Source organism: Flammeovirga sp. SJP92 (genome assembly GCF_001583495.1).
Taxonomy (GTDB): Bacteria; Bacteroidota; Bacteroidia; order Cytophagales; family Flammeovirgaceae; genus Flammeovirga.
In genome coordinates this window covers 1-4302 of record NZ_LQAQ01000118.1, presented here as the reverse complement: position 1 = coordinate 4302, position 4302 = coordinate 1, and the positions used below count along the sequence as shown (strand labels likewise).

Here is a 4302-nt window from a genome sequence, read left to right as displayed (position 1 = left end):
ATTTACGACAAGGCTTTCTTTAAAAAATCCAATTCAACTTGAAGTTTACCAATTTTTGCATAAAGCTCATCTTCTTTCCCTTCACTCACTTTTTGAAGCTTCTTTTTCTCTCTAGACTTTTCAAAAACACTGGATGCACCATCTAGAAATTCCTTTTTCCATGTACTGATCTGAGTAGGATGAAGATCATACTTTTGGGCTAATTCTGTAGTAGTCTGTAAATCCTTGATGGCTTCTAAAGCTACTTTGGCTTTAAATTCTGAGGTGAATTTTCTTTTACTTTTCATAACACTGCAATTTACTTAATTATTAATTTAGATTGCAGTCCGTTTTGATGGGGTAACTATAACGTTCTCTAAGTTTTCGTTGCTTAACACCTTTTTTATTACATCTGCACCCAGATGTTTTTCTAAATGGAAATAAAGATTGGAAGTTTGACCGTGTTAAGATGTACCCCTCTCTATCTTCATTACCTCTGATACCGACATAGGAAATAGCTAATGTATTTCATATTCAAAAGGGGCTAGTGTTAAATTCTTAGTGCACTATCTAGCATTCCGAGCAGGTTGATAGCCACCACAACTTTTCCAAAAGGAATCGAAAGGATTTTCCTCATTGGTACTTTTAAAGTTTTTATCATAGTTTTCGTTAATATGTTGTTGACGCTCGTGCTCCAATTGCTCTATTAATACATAAGTTTGAGCTAACTCATGACCAGTTTCTCATGTATAAAATTCTACTAGTAATTCTTTTTTACTATATAGCTTATTTAAATATATCGCTAAAGCGACTCTATCTTTTCATCCACTAATACCTAATAGATGTTTTACAACTTCAACCATTATATTAATTCTTGAAGTTTTTTTTACCAATAAAGCCTTTTTTCTTCTTTAGATAATTCTAATATTGATTCGCTTAGTAAAGATTCAGCTTTTTTATATCTAGTCGATATCTTTTTTAGAAGAATGATGTTTCATTTTTAACCTTACCACTTTTGTCAATAATATCAATTGAATCGATACTTTCATTTAGTTGGTGTAAGTCTACAAATCATTCTAGCTCTTTTCTTTAATTACACTCTTATATTTGCTTATAAATACAGAAGTTTCTCTGAATAATGATACGCTGAAATTTGTAGTTATGTGCTTACTATTCTCTTATCCTACAAATAGCCATAAATCGGCCTTACATATTTTAGATACTTTTCCAATCCAACTTTAATAGTTTAAGTGTTTAGGTGTGTTGAAAATGATTTTACATTCTTCCATTCCACAGATAAAATATTTGGTATAGAATTATTTCTTTTCAATGATGGTAATTGTATAGCTCAACCGTCTCTATCACTTAATCTGAAGATATATCTCAAGTCATAGGCATAGACATAATATTATGCTTGAAGGTTGTATAAGAAGTGTTTTGTTTTTCTTTGAGAAGAATCAGATAATCATTAATCTGATCATCGAAAAGTTCTAGTCGGATCTTTTCAAAAATACTAGAGACAGTTCGGGTGTAGTTTTGAAAAGTAGAAGAAGATTTTCCACTGAGTGTCATCTTTTGATACACTATATCAAACATGTTTTTAAAACCAGAAACAACACGTTTCGCTTTTTCGATTATTGTCTCTTTTTTTCATCTTAGTAAACTATTAATTACAAAATTAATTAAGGTATAAAGGTAAGAGATTGTGAGCTTTAGCAAGCGAATCTTTTGTTTTACTCATGGTCATAAATCATTGCATGGATAGTGCTATATTTGAACTACATAACATTAATTAACGGCTTCAGTGGACTGATAAGTTTGTGTTCCAAAATGTACAACGCTTTATACCACCACCCGTTGTAGCCAATTTCAATAACTTATATGAGACATGATAGTGATATTATAGAATTTGTTCAAGGCCTATGTGAGTTAAGCAAACTTGACTTAGAAAGAAGTTCTAAAGACTATTTCAAGATAAACACGGACAATGCCACTGGAATCTCAATAGTTTTAGAGATTGAAGATTCTAGTAAACTCAAATTCTATTTTGTTCAAAGAACCTATGACATATTTTATCAAGGAGACAGAACTGATGCCCATGTAGTTCTTAGCCTAATGTTTAGTAGCTACCTTAGGCTATCAGGTTTTCCTATTTCAACATCACTATTCGACATAGCTCATCCTGTTGAGGATGAAGTCTGGGGTAGGTATATTATGCCTGAACAATTACCTTCATTCTTAGGGATATCTAATGAAGAACAGCTACGCGAAAAAATATATATTATCATTTCAACTGTAGCTAATTGGAGGCAATTATTCTGGGAATTTGTTGGGTGTCCTTGTGACAAATGCATGAATGAAGATGGCATTAACAATCAAAGAGACTATGACCTTCAAGATAGATTAATTGAATCTGTTGAAAAGGTTTATGGTTTATCTTCTCACAAAAATCATGGAAGTAGAATGAGGCCAAACTGGAATTACTTGTATGATATAGATAATGAAGTTACTCTAATTGAATCTAAAGAGCTTTCTAACTTTATTCAAAAACTTTTAGGTAATAGCGAATTCACCAAAAACATCATTGATGGAATCAATGGTCAGCTAGTAGTCGATAATGAAATAAACAATTTCATACCTAAAGAATCAAGAAAAGAAATCGATGAATTAATAAAAACTATAAACAACGAAAAAGAAGCAAATTATCCTATTATTCCATTGGAAAATATGCTTATTACTGTTTCCTACCCTTTTGTAATTGCTTTAGGCAGACAATCAGGTAAACAAGAATTTAATACTGAACGAGAAATAATTAGAAATCGGCACAATAGAGAATCTGAAATATTGTTCCCTATTCCATCTTTTAACTGGACTGAAAATCCTTGTCCTGATCAGTTTGAAAGTTTAATTAAAGCGTTATTGGAAAGAGAACCAAATGTAAAACAAGTAAGAAAGCCTGCTCCAATTAATCAAGGAGACAAGGGACGAGATTTAATTATTGAATGGAATATTATTGATTCTACATTCGCAACAGAACACCATCCTCCAACAAGAATGATTAAGGTCGTGGGGCAATGTAAATCCAGTAAAAAAACTGTAGGAAAAAGTAAAGTAATTGATATTAGAGATACTGTAGAAACTCATAAATCTTCAGGCTTTTTCTTAGCCGTTAACACTCAAATTTCAGCACCATTGACAGAAAAACTAGAGTCGTTACAAGGTCAAGGGGTTTGGACATCCTGGTGGAACCGCGAGGATATTGAATTAAGGTTATCAAAAAATCAAGACCTGATACCGAAGTTTCCAGAAGTACTTAAGGTAAAACATAAAGTGAAATTTGTCGACAAAGAAAAATAACCAGTTACAATCGAGTAGGTTGCCCCATCAGAAAATGACGGGGAGAGCCTCTCACACCACCGTACGTACTCCGAGCTACGCTCCCTCATTTCGAACCTCCTCTCATGAAGGTATACCGCGGTTGATTACCGTTCAGTCAACTTTTGTAGATCTCAGACATAGAAATATATCCTCTCTTCTCAAGACGTTCTAAAGTAATGGTTGTAATAAGAATAGGACTTTGAGCTACTGCCCATCCTCCTTTCATGGTTCTGCTCCAAGAGTAGGCCTAATCATAAGATATTCCTAAACGCATTAAGTTTTTGCGTTTCCGTTCGGGCTATTATTCTCAGGAGTATTCAACAGCACCAACTTTTTCCGTTTGACTTACTTCAGTGCATCCCTCACGGAAAACCACACGTGCTAATGCCTCGGGATTGTTCTCCGCACATAAGGGACTTGCACCCTCTAGAAGATTGAACTATATTTAGATGAATATAGATCGTGCCCATCTTGGGTACACACAAGAGCTAAAAAATCATAACCACTCTTTGGGATGGCAACGATTTTTAACCATTACGTTAGTGTGCCACGATGCTGTGGCTTTCCAGTAGGTGCAAATCCTACCTAAGTAATTTACTGTTCACTTAGAAGAGTTACTGACAGTGATCGCCGTGAGGTGGATAGCTGAAGCTCAGTGATCTCAAATAACCAAGCCGTAATACGCAAGTGTGAACCCATAGTAGCTTCGAAAAGGCAGGCGTAGATGGGGAGAGTTTTGACGGTCTCGAACCCTGTTACATTGTATGAATAAACAGTAATGTGAAGTACAATGATCTACCGGAGTCATAGGGATGGCGTGGTTATAGATGGAAAGTGACGGAACGTGGGAGATCTGTTATTTCAAAGGTTGGCCACCTTAAACAAGCTGATATAAGTATAGCGAAATTCAGCATGGTTATAACAGAAGTCGGAGGAGCTCATAGT

3 protein-coding genes are annotated in these 4302 nt (G+C 34.5%); 1 reads left to right on the top strand and 2 read right to left on the bottom strand.

Annotated elements, in window-relative coordinates; translation table 11 throughout:
* Positions 1–2: 2 nt before the first annotated feature.
* Together AVL50_RS31375 and AVL50_RS31370 are read right to left on the bottom strand one after the other, a co-directional pair.
* On the bottom strand, positions 3–287 hold the full coding sequence (locus tag AVL50_RS31375; RefSeq protein WP_062617894.1) for a transposase: 285 nt from the start codon (positions 285–287) through the stop codon (positions 3–5).
* Positions 288–1362: 1075 nt separating this feature from the next.
* Complete coding sequence (locus AVL50_RS31370) at positions 1363–1575, bottom strand: phage integrase N-terminal SAM-like domain-containing protein (protein WP_062621817.1); 213 nt, start codon at positions 1573–1575, stop codon at positions 1363–1365.
* Positions 1576–1860: 285 nt separating this feature from the next.
* On the opposite strand from AVL50_RS31370, the gene AVL50_RS31365 reads away from it, so the two are divergent.
* Complete coding sequence (locus AVL50_RS31365) at positions 1861–3336, top strand: restriction endonuclease (RefSeq protein ID WP_062621816.1); 1476 nt, start codon at positions 1861–1863, stop codon at positions 3334–3336.
* Positions 3337–4302 lie beyond the last annotated feature (966 nt).